This window comes from Staphylococcus kloosii, assembly GCF_032139365.1.
Classification (GTDB): Bacteria; Bacillota; Bacilli; order Staphylococcales; family Staphylococcaceae; genus Staphylococcus; species Staphylococcus kloosii_A.
The window spans coordinates 1-20,622 of sequence record NZ_JAVTDB010000090.1; the positions used below are offsets into that span (position 1 = coordinate 1).

The window sequence follows — 20,622 nt, forward strand, 5'->3', positions numbered from 1 at the left end:
TTTTGTAATATAATTGTTTGCTGTCTAAGATTTATTGGTATTTATACATTAATAAAAGAAATAATTTGTATAGACTTTATTCTTAAATTTAAATTAATAGTAATATGTGTGCGTATAACAATTTTGTTATATCCCAATTTTATATACACACAACTAAGATTATATGCTATATTTTTTATAAATTATAAGAACGACTGAGGGCTGAAGGATAATTATGACTAAAGAGCTAAGAAGTAAAATTTTCACGATTCTTAAAGTAATATTTGCTATTGTATTACTCGTTATCGTTATTTTTAATTTGCATAAAGAATTAGTAAATATTAATTTCAAACAAACATTTATTGCATTTGGTAAAATTGATCGTTTTTGGTTAGTGTTGCTATTTTTAAGTGGTGGGGCATCAATGATTATTTTATCCATCTATGATGTTATTTTAAATAAATCACTTAAAACATCGATGTCTATTTGGAAAACAATACGAGTTGGTTATATTATTAATGCCTTCAATGCCGTCATTGGCTTTGGTGGTTTTATCGGTGCAACTGTCAGATATTTGGTGTACAAAAATTATACAAACGAGAAAAAATATTTAGTACAAAAGATTTCTGTTGTATTAATATCTATGTTAACAGGATTAAGTTTGTTATCTATATTTGTTGTCGTGCATATTTTTAACGTTCAACACTTATTTGAGTCCTTTCCATGGGTTAAATGGGCGCTTTATGTCGTAGCGTTATTTTTACCAATATTTATTATTTTTACGATAGCTAAACCAGTTCAAGCAAATCAGAAATTTTTAGGCTTATATTGCACTCTCGTATCTAGCTGCGAATGGTTTGCTGCCGCTTTCGTTTTATACTTGGCACTGCTTATCGTAAATGTACATGTCCCGTTCAATATTTTTATGGGCGTTTTTATTATTGCCGCAATTTCAGGATTAGTAAGTTTTATTCCGGGTGGTTTTGGTGCATTTGACTTAGTTATTATTTTAGGCTTAAAATCTTTAAACATTGGAGAAGAAAAGATTGTCTTAGCGTTGCTATTATATCGTTTTGTTTATTATTTCTTCCCATTACTCATTGCGTTAATTTTAACTATCTTTGAATTTAAAACGACTGCAAGACGTTATTTTGAAGAATCTAAGATTTTTGTGCCTATGCAAGATTTTGGCTCTCTATTTAAATCATATCAAAAGGATTTTTTATCACGTATTCCATCTTTCGCGATAGCAATTTTACTGTTCTTTACAAGTATCTTATTCTTTTTAAATAATATTACTATTATTTACGATGGCTTGTATGCTGCTAATCATTATGTATATTATATTATTGTATCTGTGCATACATGTGCTTGCTTATTATTATTTTTAAATGTGATAGGTGTTTATAGTTTATCTAAAAGAGCGATTTTATTTTCAATTATTTCGTTATTATTAATCGTTTTAGTAACAATATACACTTATGCATCGTTTATCTTATTAACATGGTTAGCAGTTATGTTTGTACTACTTGTCGTGTTCTATAAGCGTTCTAAAATATTAAAAAGAAAATTCAGTTATGTGAAATTATTTTATATGTTTTTAATTAGTGGTTTTGTGTTATTTATTAATCATATTATCATTTATCAAACACTTCATACGTTGGACGTTTATAAATTAGAAGTAGATACTTCAATTTTAAGATATTATTTTTGGATTACTGTGTTAGTTATTGCCATTATCGTAGGTGGTATAGTCTGGTACTTTGAAAGTAAAATTAAACTTAAAGAGAATGAGCAAAGTTTTTCAGTATGTGAAAGTATTGTTGAAACATACGGTGGTAACTATTTAAGTCATTTAATGTATAGTGGCGATAAACAATTTTTTATAGATGATAGTCAACAAGCGTTTTTAATGTATCGTACGATTAATAACGCTTATGTCATTTTAGGTGATCCAATTGGAGACGAAAAAAACTTTAATAGTCTACTTATTAATTTTTACAGTAATGCACATTATATCGGCTATGATATTATTTTCTATCAAGTTTCAGAAAAATACTTGTCGTTATATCATAATTTTGGCAATCAATTTTTCAAATTAGGTGAAGAAGCATTGATTGATTTAGAAACGTTTACGACTGCTGGTAAAAAACGACGTGGTTTACGTGCGACATTAAATAAGTTAAGTGATATGAACATGACTTTTGAAGTATTGACACCACCGTTTAATAGCACGTTGTTAAATGCTTTAAAGGAAATCAGTAACAATTGGCTAGAGGGGCGTCAAGAGATGCATTTTTCGGTAGGTTCCTTTACTGAGGACTATTTAAATAAAGCGCCTATTGGTATTATTAGAAATGAATCACAACAACCAATAGCATTTTGTAGTCTCATGCCAACTTATTATAATGAGACGATTTCGGTAGATTTAATTCGTTGGAATCCAGAGATAGAATTACCACTTATGGATGCGTTATATTTACACATGCTGTTATGGTCTAAAGAACAAGGGTATAAACGTTTTAATATGGGAATGGCCACATTATCAAATGTAGGACAAGTACCATTCTCATATACTGGGGAACGTATTGCTGGTCGCGTATTCGAGCATTTTAATGGCTTATACCGCTTCCAAGGCTTACGTCGATATAAAGAAAAATTTAAACCTGAATGGGAAGCAAGATTTTTAGTGTATCGGAAACATCGTTCATTATGGTTAAGTATGTTAAAAGTTATGCGTGTTATTCGTAAAAACCCCAAAATATAAACTATTGCTATAGAAAAAAAGTAGAGAAACATGCTTAAAGTCATATACGTTTCCCTACTTTTTAAAACAAATAGAGTTAGTTACTTTTAAGTTAGTAAAACTAATTTAAAAGAGACTAAGCTTATTATGGCTTAGTCTCTTTTTTGATTGCTTACGTCGTAATAATGCTTGTACAGTTAACGTTATGAATACCATCATTAAATTTAACTATAATAAACTAACTATATGAAGTTTGCCTAACAGCTTGAAAGTTTGGCATATGCATAATATACCAATTATAGAGAGCGTTCTCAATATCGATATTAAAGGTGTTTTGAGTATATTGTAATATTTTATCATTTAGTGGTTAGTTATATATATTGAGTAAAACTTGAATTTTATACGACATAAAGAAGGCAACCTATTTTCATTTTTGGTTACCTTCTTTATGCATTAATTATTATATTTTTGTCGTTGTTCTTGTTCTTTAGCATAGCGTTCTGGATTTTTCTTATAAAAATCTTGATGATAGTCTTCAGCTTTATAAAATGGCGTAGCAGGCAAAATTTTAGTGGCAATAGCTTTGTCTTTATCTATTGTATTTTTCATTTGTGCTATATATGCTTCAGCTTGTTGTTGTTGATGATCGTTTGTATAAAAAATTGCTGTTTGGTATTGAGAACCTCTGTCCTGAAATTGACCGCCATCATCAGTAGGGTCAATGACTGAGAAAAAGATTTCTAATAATTTATTATAAGAAAATAACGCGACATCATATTCGATTTCTATTGTTTCATAATGACCAGTATTACCTGTTTTTACTTGTTCATAAGTTGGATTTTCAACATGACCACCCATGTACCCTGAAGTTACTTTTTCTATCCCTTCAAATGTATCAAAAGGTTTCACCATGCACCAAAAGCAACCTCCGGCGAAATACGCCTTATTTATATTCATGTTTAACATCCTTTCGTATTGGCCCTAAGTCTGATTTATTTAGAAAGTACTTGATTTTTACACAAATTTTATATAACTTTAATATGTATTAATTATAGTACATAGATTCGTAATTTTGAAGATATAAGGTTGATAATATATGAGCGAAGATAAGCATAAGACAGAGATAAGCAGTGAAGAAACATCGCACACGCCTCCGCCGAGGCGCACAAAAAAGAAAAAGAAAGTTAGAAAATTACCTTTTATTATTTTAATTATAGTAATTGCTTTTGCCATTTTAATTGGTTATGCAGTACATGGTTATAATTCAGGTATACAGTATGCTAAAAATCATGGTAAAACTTTGAAACAGCACAAATTTAACGGTGCTGCTAAAAATGATGGGAAGATTACAATCATGGTATTGGGGGCAGATAAACAGCAAGGTGGTATTTCTAGAACTGACTCCATTATGATTGCTCAATACGATTACATTCATAAAAAGATGAAAATGATGTCTGTTATGCGTGATATATACGCAGATATTCCTGGCCATGGTAAGCATAAGATTAATTCAGCTTATTCAATTGGTGGTCCAGAGTTATTAAGACAAACATTGAAAAAGAATTTAGACATTGATCCAGAATATTATGCCATTTTAGACTTTACTGGATTTGAAAAAATGATAGATGAGTTAGAACCTAATGGTGTACCAATAGATGTCGAGAAAGATATGTCGGCTAATATTGGCGTATCATTGAAAAAAGGTGAACATAAATTAAATGGTAAAGAATTACTCGGTTACGCACGTTTCAGACACGATGCTGAAGGAGACTTTGGTCGTGTACGACGTCAGCAACAAGTAATGCAGACCTTGAAGAAACAATTAGTTAGTCCGAGTACTTTTCCTAAATTACCGAAAGTGGCAGGTATCTTAAGAGGTTACTTAAATACGAATATGCCAGATTCTGCTTTAATTCAAACGGGAATGAATTTTGGTTTGCGTGGCGATAAAGATGTAAAATCTAAAACGTTACCTATTCAAAATACGTACCAAGATTACCAATCTCCAACAGATGGTAGTGCTTTACAAATAGATAAAGCAGCGAATAAAAAAGCAGCTAAAGCGTTTTTGAATAACTAATAAAAACCCGAGTTACAGTTTTGAGTACTGTAGCTCGGGTTTTTAATTTGTATGTAACAACAGTTGTTAAATATTATTGATCTGCTTTCCTTACCCCAGCTACACCATAGTGAGCAGCTTTCATTTCTTCAATGACAACATGGATCGCATTTTTGTCTGCACCCGTCGTTTTCTCTACAGCATTTGTTACTTCTGATACTAAATCTTTAAGTTGTTCATCAGAACGTCCTTCTAATAATTTTACGTTAACAATCGGCATATAAAAGCCTCCTTTTTATGAGTTGAACAAAGTATAGCACGAATTAACTAAGAACTTAATCTAAAAATTAGCGCCCTAATATTTAGTAATTTACTTCTTTATTACGACAGATAGTCCAGTGAATATATAAATATTCACTCATAATTTGTTACTAAATTACCATTTGATTTATTGGTAAAAATATTTTATAATTTATAACGAACATACGTTCTGTTTTGTGGGAGGTTAGTTATATGTATGATTATAATTTGTTAGAAGAGAGAGACGTTTTGTGTATCGATCAAAAGAGTTTTTTTGCGAGTGTATCATGCTTACAAAAGGGATTGGATCCATTGCAAACTAAACTAGCAGTCGTCGCTGATACGAAGCGACAAGGGTCAGTTGTTTTAGCTGCGACACCTGAATTAAAAGCGTTAGGGATTAAAACAGGGTCAAGATTATTTGAAATTCCGCATCGCAATGATGTTTATATTATTAATCCAAGTATGCGCAAATATTTAGAAGTATCAGTGAAGATATCACAAATTGCATTACGTTATGTACCACCAGAAGATTTGCATCAATATAGTATTGACGAGTTTTTTATGGATATTACAGATAGTTATCACAGATTTAGTACGACCATACGTTCGTTTTGTGAAAAATTACAAAAAGAAATAAAAGAAGAGACAGGGATTGATTGTACAATCGGCGTAGGTTCAAATGTTTTATTGAGTAAGGTAGCAATGGATGTTGAGGCAAAATATATCGAGTCTAAGATAGCGGAATGGCGTTATCAAGATATTCCCCATAAATTATGGCCAATACAACCATTGAGTAAATTTTGGGGGATAAATAGACGAACTGAAAAAAAATTAAATAAAAGAGGTATTTTTACGATTGGAGATTTAGCCAATTATCCTTATCAATATTTAAAAAGAGATTTAGGCATTATAGGTGTTGATTTACACTTACATGCGAATGGCATTGACCATAGTAAAATTAGAGAAAAATATATTGCCGGCAATCCCTCAATATGTAAGAGTCAAATTTTGATGCGCGATTATAAATATGATGAAACGAAAGTAGTCATGAAAGAATTAATTGAAGATGTAGCGAGCCGTGTGAGGGCACGCAATCAATTAGCACGCACGATTCACTTTTCTTTTGGTTATAGCGATGAAGGTGGCGTCAACAAACAATATACATTAGGCACTCCAACAAATTTAGAAAATGACATTATAGCCGTGGTGGAAAAATTTGCTGATGAGCTATGTGATAAATCAGCGTTGTATCGCACTTTAAGTGTTTCGTTAACGAATTTTGTAGATGAGCACAATAGACAATTAGACTTGTTTATTGATGAATATGAACGTAGACGAATTGAAAAATTAGCTAAAACAATCGATAATTTGCATAATAAGTATGGTAAAGGCATTGTTTCAAGGGCAGTATCATATACGGATGCGGGAACAAAACATGGTCGTCTAGGTCTAATGGCTGGACATAAGATGTAATAATAAATCTAGAAAGGGTATCATCATCGACAAAAATTTTACAGCTTAGTAAGTTGCTGACGAAATTTATGTGGTGTGAGCTGAAAATAGAGTTTGAATTTTTTAATAAACTGAGAAGCATTTTTATAACCAACTGCTAACGCAATAGTATTTAAGTCTAACGTTGGATCGGCTAATAATGTTTTAGCTTCAGTCGTTCTTACAAGATGCAAATAATTTATAATTGTCATTCCTTCTAATTCTTTAAATACTCTAGATAGATGATAAATAGAACCATGACAATGATTGGCCAACGCCTCCAACGTTACATGTTGGTGGTAATAACGGGTGATGTAATTTTTAATTTGTATACACCATTCTTCTTTATCGGTAAAATAACCTGTCGGATTGCATTTTTTACAAGGTCTATAACCAGCTGCTATAGCATCATTATAATCGTTATAAAGCGTTACGTTTTCTTTCTTGGGTAACTTGGCAGAACATGATGGTTTACAGAAAATCATCGTAGATTTGACAGCATAAATAAATTGATCGTCGGCATTGCTATTATTAATTTTTATATCATTTCATCTCGATTGTATAAGATTAAGTTTACTCAATATTATCACCTCGCAAAAAGTGTAACATAAAATAATAGCCTAATCTTGCGCTTTGATTACTAAAACCGTTGATATTGATGAGTTTTACAAATGATAATGTTAATATTTAGTAATTACAAAGTAGGGAGGAAGTAATATGCAAAAATTATATGCCGCGAAAATATGGTTTGATGATGTGTTTTTAAAAGTATACGCCACACAGCGTGGATTACGTTTTATCAGTACAATAGATAGTGATGAGATATTAAGTCAAATCATTCATGAAGAAGTAAATATCGAAGAAAATGAAGCGTATTTAACAACTTATTTGCAAGAACTGCGTCAATATTTTAATGGCACAAAACAAGCATTTGAATTCGTCATAGATATGAATTATCAGCACACTGAATTTCAACGGCAAGTATGGACGCAACTATTAAAGATCCCTTACGGTGAAACGCGAACATACAGTGAGATTGCCACAGCTATAGGCAAACCAAAGGCAATTAGAGCCGTTGCCACAGCAATTGCCAAAAACCCATTGTTGATCGTTATACCGTGTCACCGTGTTATAGGTAAAGACGGACAGTTACGAGGCTATAGAGGTGGAGAGGTCATGAAAGAAAGACTGCTAACAATTGAAAAAGGGCAAAAATAAAAAAGGCTGAGGTACTTAAAGGGAACCTCAGCCTTAACGCGTAGTGCAATCATTTAATGGAATTTGGTTATGCGATATAAGTTTCGAAATCACTCAACGCTTCAGCGCCTTGCTTTCTATCTTCAGGGCTTTTAAAACTTACACGTAATGCGCCATAAATATCTTCACGTACTTCTAATATTCTTATGTTGCTTATAGAAATATTATGTAAACTTAAGATACTTGTAACTTGACTAATCATACCCGGCTTATCCGGAATATCAACATACAAATCATACTCGATAGATAGTGCACCTTGTGATTTAAGGGGTAATTCATCTCTATATATCTTAGCGTCATTGAAAAAATTATATAATGTTTCAGGATTATCTTCTTCTATCAACTCAATAATACTAGACATTTGATTTTTCCATTCTTTTAATAATCTAAGAATTGTTGCTTTATTTTCAATGGTAATATCACGCCACATAATTGGATTACTACTAGCAATTCTAGTAATATCACGGAAACCACCTGCTGCTAAAGTTTTAACTAAAGCAGAATCAGAAATATGATTGGCATTTAAGTGAACTAATGCTGATGCAATAATGTGCGGTACGTGGCTAACAATGCCAGTAACAAAATCATGTTCTTCGGCATTGGTAGAAATAAATTTAGCATCTGTTGTCGATAATAATTGTTGAATGGTCGTTGCCGCTTCATCATTTGCTGTTTCATTGTGCACTAAAATATAAAAAGCATTTTCAAATAAATGTTTTTTAGCATTTAACACGCCAGATTTATGACTACCCGCCATTGGATGACCACTAATTAAGTGAATATGATGTGCTAATAAAAACGTTTCGTACTGTTGAATTGTTGATTTTGTACTACCGGTGTCAGTTACGATGACATCGCGCTTAGTATTGAAATTTGGTAATGCTTGCAAATATTTAATTGTTTGTTGAACAGGCGTAGCATAAATAATGATGTCAGCTTGCTCTACGCTAGCTTGGTAATCCGTTGCTTGATGATCGATAATACCAATAGACAATGCTTTATCTAATTGAGAAGGATCTGCGTCATAAGCTGTGATTTCAATATCATCATGATAATAACGTAAATTGCTAGCTAAGCTACCACCAATAAGGCCTAAGCCTACAAAAAGTATGTGTTTCATAATGTCGAAGCACCTCTGTCTAAGTTTTTAGAATAATAATAGTGTATAGTAGCAGCATTGAATATGCAATATGTATCAATTTAAACGTTAAAAAGTTAAAATATAAATATAACATAAGGGGGTAAAGTGAAATGGCAAATTCAATTTTTGAAACAATCTCACAGTTAACACAAATTAGCAGTCCATCAGGTAATGCGCAAAAAGCAATTGATTATGTTGCTTCACATGCACAAAAATTAGGTTATCAAACTGAAATTACAAATAAAGGTGCGTTAATAATTACTGTGAAGGGTAGTAATGAACAACAACAACGCTGTATTACTGCGCACGTCGATACATTAGGCGCCATGGTTAAAGAAATTAAAGAAGATGGAAGATTAGCATTAAGTTTAATAGGTGGCTTTCATTTTAATGCTATCGAAGGTGAATATTGTGAAATAGAAACGAGTAATGGCCAAACATATACTGGTACTATTTGTATGCATGAAACTAGTGTGCACGTCTATAGCAATAATAACGAAATTCCAAGAGATGCCGAACATATGGAAGTACGCTTAGATGAGAAAGTTAATAGTCAAGATGAAACAGAAGATTTAGGCATAGCAGTAGGAGATTTCGTAAGCTTTGATCCACGTACAGTTGTAACGCAATCAGGTTATATTAAATCTCGTCATTTAGACGACAAAGCTAGCGTTGCCATGATTATGGAATTGTTAGAGAAATTGAAAGCAGATAATACGACATTACCACATACGACACAATTTTATATTTCAAATAACGAAGAAATAGGTTATGGTGCAAACGCCTCTATCGACGACGAAATCGTTGAATACATCGCCTTTGACATGGGAGCATTAGGTGACGGCCAAACTTCAGATGAATATACGGTATCAATTTGTGCTAAAGATAGTTCGGGACCATATCATAAAGGGTTACGTGAACACTTAGTTAATTTATGTAAAATAAATGATATACCTCATAAAGTTGATATATATCCTTATTATAATTCCGATGCTTCGGCAGCATTAAGAGCTGGTGCCAATATTCGACATGGACTATTTGGTGCAGGCATCGAGTCATCACATGCCATGGAACGCACACATATAGAATCATTAGAAGCTACAGCTCGGTTATTGTATGCCTATTGCTTATCACCGATTAAAGAATAATAAAATTTTGTTTGACAAATAAAAATAATCAGGTTATTATGCTAATTAATTACTTTTAAAGCAAAATATTTAAAAGAATTAAGTAGCACATAAACTTGTAGCACAAAGAAAGCTAATGGTTGATGGAAATTAGCACAACTTATGTGACGAATTGGGCTTTTAAATACAATTTTATAATTTAAAGTGAACAATTATTGTTAACTAAGGTGGCACCACGGTAACGCGTCCTTACAGAAATGCGTTTATTGTGGTGTCTTTTTTATATTGATAAACAAAAATTAAAAATTAGCAAACAAAATGTAGTAGATTGTATTGAGTAGCTTGCAGAAAGTTAGTGGTTGATGGAAACTAACACTCATATTATTCGAAATTGGGTTTTGTTGAAGCACAGTTGAATATTGATGATGAGAGAGTTTGATATTTAAATAATCAAACTAATACAGGTGGCACCGCGCGTCAGCGTCCTTACGAAAGTTAAGGATGTTGACGTTTTTTTATTAGGAGGGAAAAGTAATGCAAATAAAATTTAAAAAGTTAAATGCTGAAGTTACACCAGAAGCATTCGCTCGTTTAAGAGATAAAAAAATCATCTTAGAAAGTGCAGATCAATCACAGCTTAAAGGTCGTTATTCATTCGTTATTTTTGATACTTATGGTTCATTAACTTTAGATAATGACACACTGAATATTCAAACTAAAGATAATAAAGTAGTGGAAAATGAACAACCATACGCAAAAATGAAAGACTATATAGATCAATATAAAGCAGACGTTGAAGATGAAGAGTTACAAGATATTCCATTTGTTTCTGGCTTTGTTGGCTCTTGTAGTTTTGATTTAGTAAGACACGAATTCCCAATTTTACAACAAATCGCATTGCAAGATCACCAACAACATGATGCTCATTTTTACATGATAGAAGATGTATACATTTTTGATCATTATAAAGAATATTTATATGTAGTAGCATCCAATTTATTTTCTAACCGTAGCGCAGAGGAAATGGAAGAAAACATTAGTCATAGAATTGCTGAATTAAAAGAATTATCAATTTATCCTGAAATAATAAATTTTGAACAGCAAGATAAAACAATCAAAACTAACATGACTGAACAATCGTTCATGGATACGGTCGCTTATTTAAAAACATTAATTCAACAAGGTGATATGTTTCAAGTCGTACCATCGATTATTTATAGTTATAAACATCATTTTGACAATCAACTACAAACTTTAGCGTATCAAATGTATCAAAAATTAAAACGTCAAAATCCAAGTCCTTATATGTATTTTATTAATATGGAAGAACCAATTATTGTAGGAAGTTCTCCTGAAAGCTTTGTGAAAGTACACGGAGATACAGTGATTACAAATCCTATAGCTGGAACGATTAAACGTGGCGCGACGAAGGAAGAAGACATTGAAAACGAGCAATTGTTAATAAAAGATGAAAAAGAATTAAGTGAACATAGTATGTTAGTCGATTTGGGCAGAAATGACATTCACAGAGTGAGCATAGCAGGCACCTCAGAAATAAGAAGATTAATGGCGATTGAACGTTATGAACATGTTATGCATATCGTCAGTGAAGTAACTGGTAAATTAAAAACAAACTATTCACCGATGTCAGTCGTTGCAAGTTTATTACCAACAGGTACAGTATCTGGAGCGCCTAAATTAAGGGCAATACAAAGAATATACGAAGTACAACCAGAAAAGAGAGGCGTATATAGTGGCGGTATTGGTTATATTAACTGCAATCACGATTTAGATTTTGCATTAGCTATTAGAACGATGATGATTGATAATGAGTACGTTAATGTTCAAGCAGGTTGTGGTGTCGTTTATGATTCAACACCAGAAAAGGAATTAGCTGAAACGAAACTAAAAGCTAAAAGTTTATTGGAGGTAGCACCATGATTTTAGTAGTTGATAATTATGATTCTTTTACTTATAACTTAGTCGATATTATAGCAAAGAAAAATGACGTCATCGTAAAATACCCTGATGACAGTGATGTTTATAACTTGGATGTAACAGCAGTGATTATTTCACCAGGGCCAGGTCACCCGTTAGATAATAATCATTTATTAAATATAATAGAACATTATAAAGATAAACCTATTTTAGGTGTCTGTTTAGGCGCGCAAGCATTAACGTGTTATTACGGTGGCAAAGTTATTCAAGGCGATGAAATCAAACACGGCAAAGTGGATAGTATGCAAATCCTTAAAAATACTCATTTATACGCTGGGGTGTCAGAATATTCTAACATTATGCGTTATCATTCATTAGTAAGTGATTCACAATCCTTGCCAGACGATTTAATCATTACAGGTGAAACACCAGATTGTATACAGTCATTTGAGCATCGTACAAATAAACATTATGGCATCCAATATCATCCCGAATCATTTGCATCGGATTTTGGTGAACACATTATTAACAATTTCTTAATTATAGCAGGGGAGGTCAATCAAGATGGAACTATTAACAAAACTACAACAGCAAAACCCGCTAAATCAAACTGAAATGACAAATTTTATTCAATTGCTTATAGCTGACGATACTTCTGACGACAAAAAATTAGACATGTTACAACGTTTCTCGGCTAGGGAATTTACACAAAGTGAACTTACTTTTATCTCTAGAAGTTTAATCAACAGTATGTACGATGAACAGCCACAATATAAAGGAAGCATTTGCGTCTGTGGTACGGGTGGAGATAGATCAAATAGTTTTAATATATCTACTACAGTTTCTTTTATCGTTGCAAGTGCAGGTGTGCCAGTTATTAAACATGGAAATAGAAGCGTGACATCTTCATCAGGTAGTACGGACTTGTTAAATGCGATGAATATTAAAACGCAAAAAGTGGAAGAAACAGCTGCATATATTGATGACAAAGGATTGGCATTCTTAAGTGCAACGGAAACTTATCCAATAATGAAAAACATTCAACCTATTAGAAAAATGATTGCGACACCAACAATTTTTAATATTACTGGTCCGTTAATTAATCCGTTTAAATTAGATTATCAAGTGATGGGTGTTTATGACGCTACGAAACTAGATAAGATTGCTCAAACTTTAGCGGATCTAGGAAGAAAAAGAGCGATTGTCTTACATGGTGCAAATGGTATGGACGAAGCTACATTATCCGGAGAAAATATTATTTATGAAATATCAGACGGTATGATTAAAAAATACACATTAAACGCACGAGATTTAGGTTTAAAATACGCATCAAACGATCTATTAGTTGGTGGCTCAGCACAAGAAAACTTAACAATTACTTTAGATATATTAAGTGGTAAAGAACAATCAGCGAAACGAGATGTCGCAATATTGAACGCTGGCATCGCACTGTATGTGTCTGAACAAGTTGACACGATTCAGGCAGGCGTTGATAAAGCAAGAGCGTTAATTATTAATGGCGCAGCATTAGAACAATATAAAAAAATGGGAGGACAATTATATGACTATTCTAGATGAGATTGTAGAATATAAAAGAGAATTATTAGCGAATGGCTATTATGACAAGAAATTACAAGAGCTTAAAGAAGTAGACGTATCGTCAAAACCAACCTTTAAAGAAAGCATGGATAATTCAGATGAATTAGTCGTGATTTCTGAAATAAAATCCAAAAGTCCATCATTACCAGAACTACCAGCTAAAGATTTAGAACAACAAGTTAAAGACTATGAAGCCAATGGTGCAAATGCTGTATCTATTTTAACAGATGAAAAATATTTTGGTGGTAGTTATGAAAGATTACAAAGTTTAACGACACAAACAAAGCTGCCAGTATTATGTAAAGATTTTGTCGTGGATCCTATTCAGATTGACGTAGCAAAAAAAGCAGGGGCATCTATCATTTTATTAATCGTCAATGTTTTAACAGATGAACAATTAAGAGAACTTTATGATTATGCGCAATCTTTAAATTTAGAAGCATTAGTCGAAGTCCATGATAAAGAAGAATTAACACGTGCTTATAAATTAGATCCAGAAATTATTGGGGTTAATAATCGTGATTTAAAACGTTTTGTTACAGATGTCCAACATACCAATGAAATTTTAAAAGAACGTAAAGATGGTTATTATTACATTTCTGAAAGTGGCATTCATACAGTAGAGGACGTTGAATCGGTTGTCGATTCTAAAATAGACGGTTTACTAATTGGCGAATCGTTAATGAAAAGTGATAATCTAAGCGCATTTTTACCTAGTTTAAAATTGAAAAAGGCAAAAGTATGAAATTAAAATTTTGTGGTTTTAGAACATTGGAAGATGTAAAGCTAGCTGAAAATTTAAACTGTGATGCATTAGGTTTCATTCATTACGCTAAAAGTAAACGCTTTGTTACTGTAAAAGAAATTCGCCGTTTAACAGAAAATATTCCAAATGATAAAGAAATTGTCGTTATTGTCGTTAACCCAACCATCGAACAAATTAACGATTTAGTAGCTGAAACCTCACTAACTACAATTCAATTACATGGCATGGAATCTTTAGCTTTAATAAAGGAAATACGTACTTTACATCCACAACTCAAAATTATTAAAGCATTACCAGCACAAGATGAAAAAGTATTATTACAACAATTAGCATTATATAACAATCATATAGATTTATTTATTATAGATACACCGTCAGAAAATTACGGTGGCACTGGTAAGCATTTTAATTGGGACAAATTACGTAATATTAAAGGTTATAACTTTTTAATAGCTGGTGGCATTAACTATGACAATATTAATAAAATTAACGAATTAGCGTTAAATCATAGCGGTTATGATATTGCTAGTGGTATAGAAACAAATGGCAGCAAAGATTTAATAAAAATGAGAAATATTATTGACTTAGTAAAAGAGAGGGATATTGATGAATAAAAATATACAAACAGAAGTAGATGAATTTGGCTTTTTCGGTGAATTCGGTGGTCAGTATGTCCCAGAAACGTTAATGCCAGCAATTATTGAATTAAAACAGGCTTATAAAGAGGCAAAAGAAGACCCATCATTCCAACAAGAACTTGACTACTATTTAAAAGATTATGTAGGAAGAGCAACACCATTAACTTTTGCAAATGCTTATACTAAAGAATTAGGTGGTGCTAAGATTTACTTGAAACGTGAAGATCTAAATCACACAGGTGCACATAAAATAAATAATGCGTTAGGGCAAGCATTACTTGCTAAACGTATGGGTAAGAAAAAACTCGTAGCTGAAACAGGCGCAGGACAACACGGCGTAGCAAGCGCCACAGTTGCAGCATTGTTTGACATGGAATTAGTAGTGTTTATGGGGAAAGAAGATATTCAAAGACAATCACTTAATGTTTTCCGTATGGAATTACTCGGTGCCAAAGTCGAATCAGTAGAAGAAGGACAAGGAACTTTGTCTGATGCGGTAAATAAAGCATTACAATATTGGGTCAGTCACGTCGACGATACACATTATCTTTTAGGTTCTGCCCTAGGACCAGATCCATTTCCAACGATGGTAAGAGATTTTCAAAGTGTCATAGGAAATGAAATTAAAGCACAAATAACTACTGCTGAAGGACGATTACCTAACGCTATTGTCGCATGTGTTGGCGGTGGCTCAAACGCTATCGGAACGTTTTATCCATTTATTAAAGATGATGTGAAATTATACGGTGTTGAAGCAGCTGGTAAGGGTGAAGAGACAGATAAGCACGCATTAGCTATTAATAAAGGTTCGACTGGAGTCTTGCATGGTACGAAAATGTACCTTATCCAGGATGATAATGGCCAAGTGCAATTGGCACATTCTATTTCTGCGGGATTAGATTATCCAGGTGTAGGACCAGAACATTCATATTATCAAGACATAGGTAGGGTTCAATATCCGACAGCGAGTGATAAAGAAGCGATGGATGCATTAGTTAAATTTACTAAATTAGAAGGTATTATTCCTGCAATTGAAAGTGCACATGCGCTAAGTTATGTTGAAAAACTTGCACCACAAATGGCTAAAGACGAAATTCTAGTAGTGACAGTATCTGGTCGTGGTGATAAAGATATGGAGACGATAAGAAAGTATATACAAGAGAGAGGTGAAGCTTAATGTCAAAATTATTTATACCTTATGTAATGGGTAATAAGAATTTTATTCAAAATGTTAAAACATTAAGCGAAGCAGGCGCAGACATAATAGAAATAGGAGTACCTTTTTCAGATCCTGTAGCAGATGGACCTGTTATTATGGAAGCTGGAAATAAAGCTATACAAGAAGGTATGAATATTCAAATTATTTTGGATGAGTTAACAAAACATCAACAACAGATTAATAGTGACTACGTATTAATGACTTATTATAATATTATTAATCACTATGGTGAGGATGCATTTTTTGAAGCTTGTGAGGATGCAGGTGTTTACGGTTTAATTATTCCAGACTTACCTTATGAATTAGTTGAGCAAATTAAAGCGAGACATAAAAGTAGTTCGGTGAAAGTGATATCCTTAGTGGCGATGACTACAGCTGATGAAAGAATTAATAAAATTTCAGCCAGTGCCGAAGGATTTATTTATACAGTAACGATGAATGCGACAACAGGAGAAAATGGTAAATTCCATCCACAATTAAAAGAAAAAATTCAACGGCTTAAAGATATTGCTAACGTTCCTGTAGTAGCTGGTTTTGGTATAAGAACGCCAGAACATGTTTCAGATATTGCTGAAGTCGCAGATGGCGTAGTAATTGGCAGTGAAATTGTGAGACGTTTTCAAAATGACAATCTAGAAAATACTGTTAACTATTTACAAAGTATAAGAAACACGCTAGATCAACAAGCATAATATTTTATTTATGATGTCGTAAGCTGTAGAATGAAGAACCATAAAATATATGTCAATTATAGAGGTGACTTAATTTGAGTAAAAAAGTATTATTTATACTAACAAGTAGAAGTCATTATGATGATGGTTCACAAACAGGTCTTTGGTTAGAAGAAGCTAGTGTACCCTATGAAGTGCTAACTGAAGCAGGCATTGATGTAGACTTAGTATCTATCGAGGGCGGTTCTGTACCAATAGATGACAATTCTACTCAAAACGATGAATTAAATAAGTACGCAAGCTTTGTTGAAAAGATTAAAGATGTACCAAGTATTGAAGATGTAAAAGTCGAAGACTACGATGCAGTTTATTTACCAGGTGGTCACGGTACAGTATTCGACTTTGGTCACAATCAAGCATTGGCATCATTAATCGCTGATTTTAAAGATCAAAATAAATTTATTTCTTCTGTATGTCATGGACCAAGCGCATTTGTAGGTGCGAAAGATAATAGAGGTAACTTCTTAGTGAATGGCGTGACACTTACTTCATTTACAGACGAAGAAGAGAGAGCAATGGGACTTGAAGAAAAAGTGCCTTTCTTAACTCAAACTGAACTTGAAAAACAAGGTGCGAAATTTATTACTACAGATAATTTCATATCTCACGTAGAAGAAGACGGCTTGTTTATTACAGGTCAAAATCCCCAATCAAGTGAAGCTGTAGGCGAAGCACTTAGAGATGCATTACAAAAATAATTAATTTTCAGAGTTGGATTTTTGAATCCAGCTCTTTTTGTTTGTTAAGCTTGTATAAATGGTATAATAGAAATAGTAAATGTACATTACATATATTAATTAAAAAATTAAAATTAGTTCAGTGAAAATCCGTGGTATTAATTTTGTTTTATTTATTAATATTGTATAATAAACAAGATTTAAAAGAATCACCTGGATGAATTAATGATGAATTAGGAGTAAACAAATATGAAATTTACCAATTTAACGTCAACTGAGTTTGGCGCATTTGCAGATAAAATGAATAATAGCCACTTTACACAGATGGTGGGTAATTATGAACTTAAAATCGCTGAAGGTACAGAAACACATTTAGTTGGTGTTAAAAATAATGATAACGAAGTTATAGCTGCTTGTTTACTAACAGCAGTGCCTGTAATGAAATTTTTCAAATATTTCTATTCTAACCGTGGGCCGGTAATAGATTTTGATAACAAAGAATTAGTACATTATTTCTTTAATGAGCTGGACAAATACTTAAAGAAAAACAATGCATTATACTTTAGAGTAGATCCTTACTTACCATATCAGTATTTAAACCATGACGGTGAATTTATCGAAAATGCGGGCAATGATTGGATTTTCGATAAATTTAAACAATTAGGCTATAAACATCAAGGATTTATGACTGGCTTTGATCCCATTATTCAAATACGTTTCCATTCAGTATTGGATTTGAAAAACAAAACTGCAAAAGATGTGTTGAATGGTATGGATAGCTTACGTAAACGTAATACTAAAAAGGTACAAAAAAATGGTGTTAAAGTAAGATTTCTAGAGGAAGACGAATTACCTATTTTCCGTTCATTTATGGAAGATACTTCTGAATCTAAAGATTTCTTTGATAGAGAAGATAAATTCTATTACAATCGATTAAGACATTATAAAGATCGTGTATTAGTTCCGTTAGCTTACATAGACTTTGATGATTACATTGCTGAACTCCAATCAGAAGGTAATGTGTTAGAAAAGGATTTAAATAAAGCACTTAAAGATATAGAAAAACGACCAGATAATAAAAAATCGCATAATAAAAAAGAGAATTTAGAACAACAAGTGCAAGCAAATGAACAAAAAATTGAAGAAGCAAAATCACTTCAAGCTAAACATGGTAATGAATTACCTATTTCTGCTGCGTTCTTTATTGTTAACCCATTTGAAGTTGTATATTATGCAGGTGGTACGTCAAATGAATTTAGACATTTTGCAGGAAGTTATGCGATTCAATGGAAGATGATTAACTATGCACTAGAACATGGTATTGATCGTTATAATTTCTACGGCATTAGCGGCAACTTTACTGAAGATGCTGAAGATGCCGGTGTAGTTAAATTTAAAAAAGGTTTTAATGCTGACGTTGTGGAATATGTAGGTGACTTTATTAAGCCAATCAATAAACCTATGTATAAAATATACACAATGCTAAAGAAATTAAAAGATAGAAACAAGTAAACACTAATTAGAAGGGAACTAAGCTAGTATGAAATTTACAGAGTTAACTGTTAAAGAATACGACAATTTTGTACAAAATCCATCTTTAGAGAGCCATTATTTCCAAGTGAAGGAAAGTATAGCTACGAGGGAAGAAGATGGCTTCCAAGTTGTCCTATTAGGCTTAAAAGATGATAATAATCAAGTTATTGCGGCTAGTCTTTTCTCGAAAATTCCTACTATGGGGAGTTATGTTTATTATTCAAATCGTGGCCCAGTGATGGATTATAGCGATTTAGGTCTAGTAGATTATTATCTACGTGAATTAGATAGTTATTTGCAGCATCATAACTGCTTATATGTCAAAATGGACCCTTATTGGATCTATCAAATTTATGATAAAGATATAAACCCGCTATCAAAGCAAATCAATAATGATGCGTTAGTAAATCTGTTCAAAGCACATGGCTACGAACATCATGGTTTCACTACTGAATATGATACATCTAGCCAAGTACGTTGGATGGGTGTACTCAATTTAGACGGGGAAACACCAGCGTCATTGAAAAAGCAATTTGATAGTCAAAGAAAACGTAATATTAACAAGGCAATTAATAATGGTATAAAAGTGAGATTTCTTGAAAGAGATGAATTCCACATTTTCTTAGAACTATATAGAGAAACTGAAGAACGTGCTGGTTTCGTATCGAAAACTGACGACTATTTCTATAATTTCATCGATAATTATGGTGATAAAGTGCTCGTACCATTAGCATATATCGATTTAGATGAAAATATTAATAGCATCCAAGCTGCATTGACGGAAAAAGAAAATCGTCGTGATCAAATGATGGAAAAAGAACAAAAATCTGACAAGCAATTGAAAAAAATTGCTGAATTAGATAGACAAATCGAGCATGATAAGAAAGAATTGTTACAAAATAGTGAGTTGAGACAAACTGATGGTGCTATATTAAACTTAGCTTCGGGCGTGTTCTTTGCTAATGCTTATGAAGTTAACTATTTTTCTGGTGGTTCTTCTGAAAAATATAACCGTTTTATGGGTCCATATATGATGCATTGGTTTATGATAAATTATTGCTTTGATCATGGTTACGATCGTTATAATTTCTATGGATTGTCTGGAGATTTCACTGAAAATAGTGAAGACTATGGCGTTTATAGATTCAAACGCGGTTTTAATGTGCAAATAGAAGAGTTAATTGGAGATTTTTACAAGCCAATTAAGAAAACGAAATATAAGTTATTTAATACTTTAAACAATGTTCGCAAGAAGCTAAACCGTTAAATATAAAAAAACTCACTTTTGTAGTGAGTTTTTTTATATAGTAGTGTATAAATATGTTATGTAAACTAAATATGTATATAGCTTTTTTATATATCATAAGTAACAGTAATTTTATTATGTAAACTATTATAGGTTTAGCATATTAGTTCGG

Annotated in this window: 19 protein-coding genes; 15 read left to right on the forward strand and 4 right to left on the reverse strand. The window is 32.4% G+C overall.

Translation table 11 applies throughout. The features are described 5' to 3' along the window. Positions 1-214: 214 nt before the first annotated feature. A complete protein-coding gene (mprF, locus tag RPL90_RS12460; RefSeq protein ID WP_313550220.1) occupies positions 215-2,746 on the forward strand; it encodes a bifunctional lysylphosphatidylglycerol flippase/synthetase MprF in 2,532 nt (843 codons plus the stop codon). Between the two features lie 432 nt (positions 2,747-3,178). Here the strand turns inward: mprF and msrA are convergent, their stop codons facing one another. Beyond that, positions 3,179-3,682 carry a peptide-methionine (S)-S-oxide reductase MsrA gene (gene msrA, locus RPL90_RS12465; protein WP_313550223.1) on the reverse strand — a complete coding sequence of 168 codons (504 nt, stop codon included), beginning with the start codon at positions 3,680-3,682 and terminating at the stop codon, positions 3,179-3,181. Positions 3,683-3,821: 139 nt separating this feature from the next. Between msrA and RPL90_RS12470 the strand changes: the two genes are divergently transcribed. Next, positions 3,822-4,805 (forward strand): LCP family protein, encoded by a 984-nt coding sequence (locus RPL90_RS12470; RefSeq protein ID WP_313550224.1) that lies wholly within the window; start codon positions 3,822-3,824, stop codon positions 4,803-4,805. A 73-nt stretch (positions 4,806-4,878) separates the two neighbouring features. On the opposite strand, the gene RPL90_RS12475 is transcribed toward RPL90_RS12470, so the two are convergent. After that, positions 4,879-5,064 (reverse strand): 2-hydroxymuconate tautomerase, encoded by a 186-nt coding sequence (locus tag RPL90_RS12475; protein ID WP_061854743.1) that lies wholly within the window; start codon positions 5,062-5,064, stop codon positions 4,879-4,881. A gap of 233 nt (positions 5,065-5,297) precedes the next feature. Between RPL90_RS12475 and RPL90_RS12480 the strand changes: the two genes are divergently transcribed. Beyond that, entirely contained in the window at positions 5,298-6,560 is a 1,263-nt protein-coding gene (locus tag RPL90_RS12480) for a Y-family DNA polymerase (RefSeq protein ID WP_313550228.1), read from the forward strand. A 38-nt stretch (positions 6,561-6,598) separates the two neighbouring features. Here the strand turns inward: RPL90_RS12480 and RPL90_RS12485 are convergent, their stop codons facing one another. Continuing rightward, positions 6,599-7,120 carry an Ada metal-binding domain-containing protein gene (locus tag RPL90_RS12485; protein WP_398573871.1) on the reverse strand — a complete coding sequence of 174 codons (522 nt, stop codon included), beginning with the start codon at positions 7,118-7,120 and terminating at the stop codon, positions 6,599-6,601. A 175-nt stretch (positions 7,121-7,295) separates the two neighbouring features. Between RPL90_RS12485 and RPL90_RS12490 the strand changes: the two genes are divergently transcribed. Further along, positions 7,296-7,796, forward strand: a complete 501-nt coding sequence (locus RPL90_RS12490) for a methylated-DNA--[protein]-cysteine S-methyltransferase (protein ID WP_313550233.1) — start codon at positions 7,296-7,298, stop codon at positions 7,794-7,796. A gap of 67 nt (positions 7,797-7,863) precedes the next feature. On the opposite strand, the gene RPL90_RS12495 is transcribed toward RPL90_RS12490, so the two are convergent. Then, positions 7,864-8,955, reverse strand: coding sequence for a prephenate dehydrogenase (locus RPL90_RS12495; RefSeq protein ID WP_313550236.1), 1,092 nt, complete (start codon positions 8,953-8,955; stop codon positions 7,864-7,866). A gap of 131 nt (positions 8,956-9,086) precedes the next feature. On the opposite strand from RPL90_RS12495, the gene RPL90_RS12500 reads away from it, so the two are divergent. The 11 genes from RPL90_RS12500 to RPL90_RS12550 all read left to right on the forward strand — a co-directional run bounded on the left by RPL90_RS12500 (position 9,087) and on the right by RPL90_RS12550 (position 20,471). Beyond that, positions 9,087-10,124, forward strand: a complete 1,038-nt coding sequence (locus RPL90_RS12500; protein WP_313550239.1) for a M42 family metallopeptidase — start codon at positions 9,087-9,089, stop codon at positions 10,122-10,124. A gap of 513 nt (positions 10,125-10,637) precedes the next feature. Next, positions 10,638-12,044, forward strand: a complete 1,407-nt coding sequence (locus RPL90_RS12505) for an anthranilate synthase component I (protein ID WP_313550242.1) — start codon at positions 10,638-10,640, stop codon at positions 12,042-12,044. Then, positions 12,041-12,655 (forward strand): anthranilate synthase component II, encoded by a 615-nt coding sequence (locus tag RPL90_RS12510; protein WP_313550244.1) that lies wholly within the window; start codon positions 12,041-12,043, stop codon positions 12,653-12,655. The genes RPL90_RS12505 and RPL90_RS12510 overlap by 4 nt, the downstream gene beginning before the upstream one ends. Continuing rightward, positions 12,606-13,619 carry an anthranilate phosphoribosyltransferase gene (gene trpD, locus RPL90_RS12515; protein ID WP_313550246.1) on the forward strand — a complete coding sequence of 338 codons (1,014 nt, stop codon included), beginning with the start codon at positions 12,606-12,608 and terminating at the stop codon, positions 13,617-13,619. The genes RPL90_RS12510 and trpD overlap by 50 nt, the downstream gene beginning before the upstream one ends. After that, a complete protein-coding gene (trpC, locus tag RPL90_RS12520; RefSeq protein WP_313550249.1) occupies positions 13,603-14,385 on the forward strand; it encodes an indole-3-glycerol phosphate synthase TrpC in 783 nt (260 codons plus the stop codon). Before trpD ends, trpC begins: the two co-directional genes overlap by 17 nt. Beyond that, entirely contained in the window at positions 14,382-15,020 is a 639-nt protein-coding gene (locus tag RPL90_RS12525) for a phosphoribosylanthranilate isomerase (RefSeq protein ID WP_313550252.1), read from the forward strand. The genes trpC and RPL90_RS12525 overlap by 4 nt, the downstream gene beginning before the upstream one ends. After that, positions 15,013-16,221 carry a tryptophan synthase subunit beta gene (gene trpB, locus RPL90_RS12530; protein WP_313550255.1) on the forward strand — a complete coding sequence of 403 codons (1,209 nt, stop codon included), beginning with the start codon at positions 15,013-15,015 and terminating at the stop codon, positions 16,219-16,221. Before RPL90_RS12525 ends, trpB begins: the two co-directional genes overlap by 8 nt. Further along, positions 16,221-16,955, forward strand: a complete 735-nt coding sequence (gene trpA / locus RPL90_RS12535; RefSeq protein ID WP_313550258.1) for a tryptophan synthase subunit alpha — start codon at positions 16,221-16,223, stop codon at positions 16,953-16,955. The genes trpB and trpA overlap by 1 nt, the downstream gene beginning before the upstream one ends. Positions 16,956-17,029: 74 nt before the next feature. Continuing rightward, the gene (locus RPL90_RS12540; RefSeq protein ID WP_313550261.1) at positions 17,030-17,692 is read left to right on the forward strand and encodes a type 1 glutamine amidotransferase domain-containing protein; all 663 of its coding nucleotides are present in this window, start codon (positions 17,030-17,032) and stop codon (positions 17,690-17,692) included. Between the two features lie 228 nt (positions 17,693-17,920). Beyond that, complete coding sequence (locus RPL90_RS12545; RefSeq protein WP_313550264.1) at positions 17,921-19,183, forward strand: aminoacyltransferase; 1,263 nt, start codon at positions 17,921-17,923, stop codon at positions 19,181-19,183. A gap of 28 nt (positions 19,184-19,211) precedes the next feature. Beyond that, positions 19,212-20,471, forward strand: coding sequence for an aminoacyltransferase (locus RPL90_RS12550; protein ID WP_313550266.1), 1,260 nt, complete (start codon positions 19,212-19,214; stop codon positions 20,469-20,471). Positions 20,472-20,622 lie beyond the last annotated feature (151 nt).

What these genes read in the sequence shown, in the direction of transcription:
- mprF (WP_313550220.1), top strand. Translation starts at nt 215, where the DNA reads ATGACTAAAGAGCTAAGAAGTAAAATTTTCACGATTCTTAAAGTAATA.
- msrA (WP_313550223.1), bottom strand. Translation starts at nt 3,682, where the DNA reads ATGAATATAAATAAGGCGTATTTCGCCGGAGGTTGCTTTTGGTGCATG.
- RPL90_RS12470 (WP_313550224.1), top strand. Translation starts at nt 3,822, where the DNA reads ATGAGCGAAGATAAGCATAAGACAGAGATAAGCAGTGAAGAAACATCG.
- RPL90_RS12475 (WP_061854743.1), bottom strand. Translation starts at nt 5,064, where the DNA reads ATGCCGATTGTTAACGTAAAATTATTAGAAGGACGTTCTGATGAACAA.
- RPL90_RS12480 (WP_313550228.1), top strand. Translation starts at nt 5,298, where the DNA reads ATGTATGATTATAATTTGTTAGAAGAGAGAGACGTTTTGTGTATCGAT.
- RPL90_RS12490 (WP_313550233.1), top strand. Translation starts at nt 7,296, where the DNA reads ATGCAAAAATTATATGCCGCGAAAATATGGTTTGATGATGTGTTTTTA.
- RPL90_RS12495 (WP_313550236.1), bottom strand. Translation starts at nt 8,955, where the DNA reads ATGAAACACATACTTTTTGTAGGCTTAGGCCTTATTGGTGGTAGCTTA.
- RPL90_RS12500 (WP_313550239.1), top strand. Translation starts at nt 9,087, where the DNA reads ATGGCAAATTCAATTTTTGAAACAATCTCACAGTTAACACAAATTAGC.
- RPL90_RS12505 (WP_313550242.1), top strand. Translation starts at nt 10,638, where the DNA reads ATGCAAATAAAATTTAAAAAGTTAAATGCTGAAGTTACACCAGAAGCA.
- RPL90_RS12510 (WP_313550244.1), top strand. Translation starts at nt 12,041, where the DNA reads ATGATTTTAGTAGTTGATAATTATGATTCTTTTACTTATAACTTAGTC.
- trpD (WP_313550246.1), top strand. Translation starts at nt 12,606, where the DNA reads ATGGAACTATTAACAAAACTACAACAGCAAAACCCGCTAAATCAAACT.
- trpC (WP_313550249.1), top strand. Translation starts at nt 13,603, where the DNA reads ATGACTATTCTAGATGAGATTGTAGAATATAAAAGAGAATTATTAGCG.
- RPL90_RS12525 (WP_313550252.1), top strand. Translation starts at nt 14,382, where the DNA reads ATGAAATTAAAATTTTGTGGTTTTAGAACATTGGAAGATGTAAAGCTA.
- trpB (WP_313550255.1), top strand. Translation starts at nt 15,013, where the DNA reads ATGAATAAAAATATACAAACAGAAGTAGATGAATTTGGCTTTTTCGGT.
- trpA (WP_313550258.1), top strand. Translation starts at nt 16,221, where the DNA reads ATGTCAAAATTATTTATACCTTATGTAATGGGTAATAAGAATTTTATT.
- RPL90_RS12545 (WP_313550264.1), top strand. Translation starts at nt 17,921, where the DNA reads ATGAAATTTACCAATTTAACGTCAACTGAGTTTGGCGCATTTGCAGAT.
- RPL90_RS12550 (WP_313550266.1), top strand. Translation starts at nt 19,212, where the DNA reads ATGAAATTTACAGAGTTAACTGTTAAAGAATACGACAATTTTGTACAA.